This window comes from Arthrobacter sp. 05L45_2, from assembly GCF_056397525.1.
In genome coordinates this window covers 1-3,837 of record NZ_JBFTNO010000246.1, presented here as the reverse complement: position 1 = coordinate 3,837, position 3,837 = coordinate 1, and the positions used below count along the sequence as shown (strand labels likewise).

Below are 3,837 nucleotides of genomic sequence, written 5' to 3'. Positions count from 1 at the left end.
GCGTCCAGCCGCGCATCCGCCCCGCCGGACAGGCCTTCGAAGACCTCGTGACCGCCATCCACGCCCAGCACCCCGTGACCTTCGGCTACCTGGCCGGCAGCACCGGCCGGGAAGAGACACGGATTGTCGAGCCGTGCGGCCTCGGCAGCCGCTTCGGGCAGTGGTACCTGGTGGGCCACGACCGGGCCCGCGGCGACCGGCGGTTCTTCCGGCTCTCGCGCTTCACCTCCGCCGTCACCGTCCGCGAGCAAGAGAACTTCACCCCGCCGTCGACGTTCAACGTCCGGGACCAGCTGGCCACGCTCCCCGAGCTACCCGTGCAGTCCGCAGTAGTCGACGTCGCCGCCGGCGCTTTGCTCGGCCTGCGCGGCCACTCAGCACCGTTCGACAGGACGGCCGACGCCGGGCAGGCCGGCCCGGCCCGCGACGGCTTCGACCGCCTCTCGGTACCGTACCGGGACCTCGAAACCCTCGCCCAGGAACTCGCCTCCTACGGCCCCAAAGCCGTCGTTGTTGCGCCCGCCGACCTGCACACCGCTGTCCGCCGGCGCCTGGCCTCCGCTGCGGCATTCGCGGCAGAGCCGGCCCCGGCCATCGACTTCCCGCGCACAGGACCCGCCAAGCGGTCGCGCAAGCGCACCTCCGAGGACCAGCTAAAGCGGATGCTGCAGCTGGTGCCGTTCCTCGTCCACAACCAGGGCCTGCACATCAGCGACGTGGCGGAGCGCTTCGGCATTACCCGCAAGGAACTTGAAGAGGACCTGCGCATCCTGATCTGTTCCGGGCTGCCCGAAGGCTACCCCGACGATCTCCTCGACATCCGCTGGGACGATGACCACGTTTACATCATGGAGGACCTGGACCTCAACCGGCCGGTCCGTTTTACGGTGGACGAAGCCTGCGCCCTGCTCACCGGGCTGGAGGCCCTCAACGGCCTTCCCGGCATCGCCGAGGGCGGCACGCTGGAGTCGGTGACCCTCAAACTGATGGCCGCCGCCGGCGAGGAGGGCCTGAAGGCTGCCGCCGTCTCCGGACCCGAGGTCGCACCGGAAGACTCGGGCACCCTGGAGACCGCCCGCACGGCGATCCGTAACGGTTCCCAGCTGCGGCTCAGCTATCTGTCCCCGCAGCGGGACACGGTCAGCGACCGGGATATCGACCCGTTGCGGCTCTACTCGATGGACAGCACCTGGTACCTGGAGGCGTACTGCCACTCGGCGCAGGGCCTGCGCAACTTCCGGCTGGACCGGATCCGGAGCCTGGAGCCCAACGGTCGTCCGGTGTCCTCCGCCGCCAGCCCGGCCGACGGTTTTCCCGTAAAGCTGTTTACCCCGAACGACGACGACGCCGTGGTGGTGGTCGAACTGACCCGGCAAGGTGCCGGGCTGGCTGACGAGTACTACGCCGAGCGGACCGCGCCGCTTCCAAATGGCAACACCCTGGCGGAAATCCGCTTTGGCAGCGCAGACTGGCTGCCGATGTTCGTGGCCCAGCACGGCGGCGCCGTCCGCATCCTGCAGCCTGCGTCCCTGGCAGACACGGTACGTGAATGGCTCGACGCGGCCCTTGCGGTGTACGGGGAGCCGGCCGCCCGCCGGTTAGACTGATCAGCATGCCTTGGTGGTCCTGGATCGTAATTTGGATAGCGCTCGTCGCCCTGACGCTGCTCTTCTTCGGTGTGCTCGGCGTGCGGCTCTTCCGGCAATTCATGGCCACCGTCAAGGAACTTGGTGAGGCAGGGGATCGGTTCTCCGACTTCGCTGCCGGCCCCCGAACCGCCAGTTCAGCCGTTGTTCATGTCGAGTCCGTAGGCTCGGATGACATCGACGCCGGTCAACGGCCCGGCGCGCACGCCGTCCCCGGGTCTGCCGTTTTTGCCGAGCCTGCGTCGATGCGTCATGATTACCATGCATCCAAAGCCGCCCGGCAGGAAGCCCGGAGGTTACGCCGGATCCGGCGCAAAACGGACCGTGGCCAGCCACAGGCGCTGCGCGACATCGATCTCCGTTAGACATAGGATGTACACAAACGAAAGGACCACCCGGCATGAGGCTTGAAGGCTGGCATCTCATCATCATCATCGTCCTGGCCTTGGTGCTCTTCGCGGCGCCCAAGCTGCCCGGAATGGCCCGCAGCCTGGGCCAGTCGATGCGGATTTTCAAATCCGAGGTCCGCGAAATGAAAAAGGACGGCACGCCCGAGGCGAAGGCTGATCCGGACGCGGTCGAGGGCAAAGTTGTGAACCACCCCCGGTCCAACGGCACCGAGAGCCGCCCGGGCGAGGGAACTGACGTTCCGCCGCCGAACCGCGCCTAGAACCACATGGCAGTAACCATGAACCGCCGATCGAACCCCGAGGGCCGGATGGCCCTCCTCGATCACCTCAAAGAGCTCAGGAACCGGCTCTTTAAGTCAGCGATCGCCGTCGTCCTCGGAACCGTCGCCGGGTTCGTTGTCTACCAGCCCATGCTGGCCGCACTGATCAAACCGATCCGCGACCTGAACCTGCATGAGGGTCGGCAGGCGTCGCTGAACTTCGACGGCGTGGCGAGCTCTTTCGACCTGATGATCCAAGTGTCCGTGTTCCTGGGCCTGATCGTGGCGAGCCCCGTCTGGCTCTACCAGCTCTGGGCCTTCATTGTCCCTGGTCTGCACAAAAAGGAACGTYGGCTGGCCCTGTCCTTTGTCGCGGCCGCCGTCCCGTTGTTTGTGGGCGGTGTCCTGCTGGCTTGGCTGGTCCTCCCGAACGCGGTGCGGGTGCTGACCGACTTCACACCGTCCGGCGGCTCCAACTTCATCAGCGCCCAGGTGTACCTGTCCTTTGTGCTGCGGCTCCTGCTCGCGTTCGGCATAGCGTTCCTGCTCCCGGTGGTGCTGTTCGGCCTGAACCTCGCCGGACTGATCAAGGGCCAGCAGCTGCTCAAGAGCTGGYGGATCACGGTGTTCCTGGTGTGCCTTTTCGCCGCCATGGCCGCCCCCGGAGCGGACGCGATGAGCATGTTCTACCTCGCCGTCCCCATGCTGGTGCTGTTTTTCACCGCGATCGGGCTCTGCCTTCTGAACGACCGGCGGCGGGAGAAGCGTGCCGCCAAGGTGGCCGCCGAGACCGAAGCCACAGCAGACCAGGCGACTCCCAGCTCCGAGCTGGAGAATCTGTAGCCTTCCGCCCATTAGGCTGGAAACATGTCGTCACAACCCGGGCCGGAATCGCCGTCCGAGCGCTACCGCGCCAGCGCCGAGCGGGCCGCCGAAGCCAAAACGTACCTGGGCGGATTTACCCGCACCCTCACGTTTGATCTCGATCCCTTCCAGCGCGAGGCATGCCTGTCCCTGCAGGCCGGCCGGGGAGTGCTCGTTGCCGCGCCCACCGGCGCTGGTAAGACCATCGTGGGCGAATTCGCCATCTACCTGGCCCTCCAGCGCGGCCTCAAGGCCTTCTACACCACCCCCATCAAAGCGCTGAGCAACCAGAAGTACTCCGAGCTGGCCGAGAAGTACGGCGCTTCGCAGGTGGGCCTGCTAACCGGCGACACCAGCATCAACGGCGAGGCGCCGGTGGTGGTGATGACCACCGAAGTGCTTCGCAACATGCTCTACGCCGGCTCGGAAACCCTCGACGACCTCGGGTTCGTTGTGATGGATGAGGTGCACTACCTCGCCGACCGCTTCCGCGGTGCCGTCTGGGAAGAAGTCATCATCCATTTGCCCAGCGAAGTGCAGGTCGCCTCGCTGAGCGCAACGGTCTCCAACGCCGAGGAATTCGGTGCCTGGCTGGACACCGTTCGCGGCCAGACCGACGTAATCGTCTCCGAGCACCGCCCGGTACCGCTGTGGCAG

Annotated in this window: 5 protein-coding genes; all 5 read left to right on the top strand. The window is 66.4% G+C overall.

What is annotated here, in order from left to right; genetic code table 11:
* On the top strand, positions 1-1,607 hold a 1,607-nt coding region (locus AC1DHD_RS14775; protein WP_476880437.1), incomplete at its 5' end, for a helix-turn-helix transcriptional regulator.
* A 5-nt stretch (positions 1,608-1,612) separates the two neighbouring features.
* The gene (locus AC1DHD_RS14770) at positions 1,613-2,011 is read left to right on the top strand and encodes a hypothetical protein (protein WP_476880436.1); all 399 of its coding nucleotides are present in this window, start codon (positions 1,613-1,615) and stop codon (positions 2,009-2,011) included.
* 35 nt (positions 2,012-2,046) lie between these two features.
* Entirely contained in the window at positions 2,047-2,316 is a 270-nt protein-coding gene (gene tatA, locus AC1DHD_RS14765; protein ID WP_476880435.1) for a Sec-independent protein translocase subunit TatA, read from the top strand.
* Between the two features lie 48 nt (positions 2,317-2,364).
* Positions 2,365-3,159: a twin-arginine translocase subunit TatC gene (tatC, locus tag AC1DHD_RS14760; protein ID WP_476880438.1), complete on the top strand. Its 795-nt coding sequence runs from the start codon at positions 2,365-2,367 to the stop codon at positions 3,157-3,159.
* A gap of 24 nt (positions 3,160-3,183) precedes the next feature.
* Positions 3,184-3,837 (top strand): DEAD/DEAH box helicase (locus tag AC1DHD_RS14755; RefSeq protein ID WP_476880434.1); only part of this gene is annotated, 654 nt, incomplete at its 3' end.

Coding starts and splice junctions, on each gene's coding strand:
- AC1DHD_RS14770 (WP_476880436.1), top strand. CDS start 1,613: ATGCCTTGGTGGTCCTGGATCGTAATTTGGATAGCGCTCGTCGCCCTG.
- tatA (WP_476880435.1), top strand. CDS start 2,047: ATGAGGCTTGAAGGCTGGCATCTCATCATCATCATCGTCCTGGCCTTG.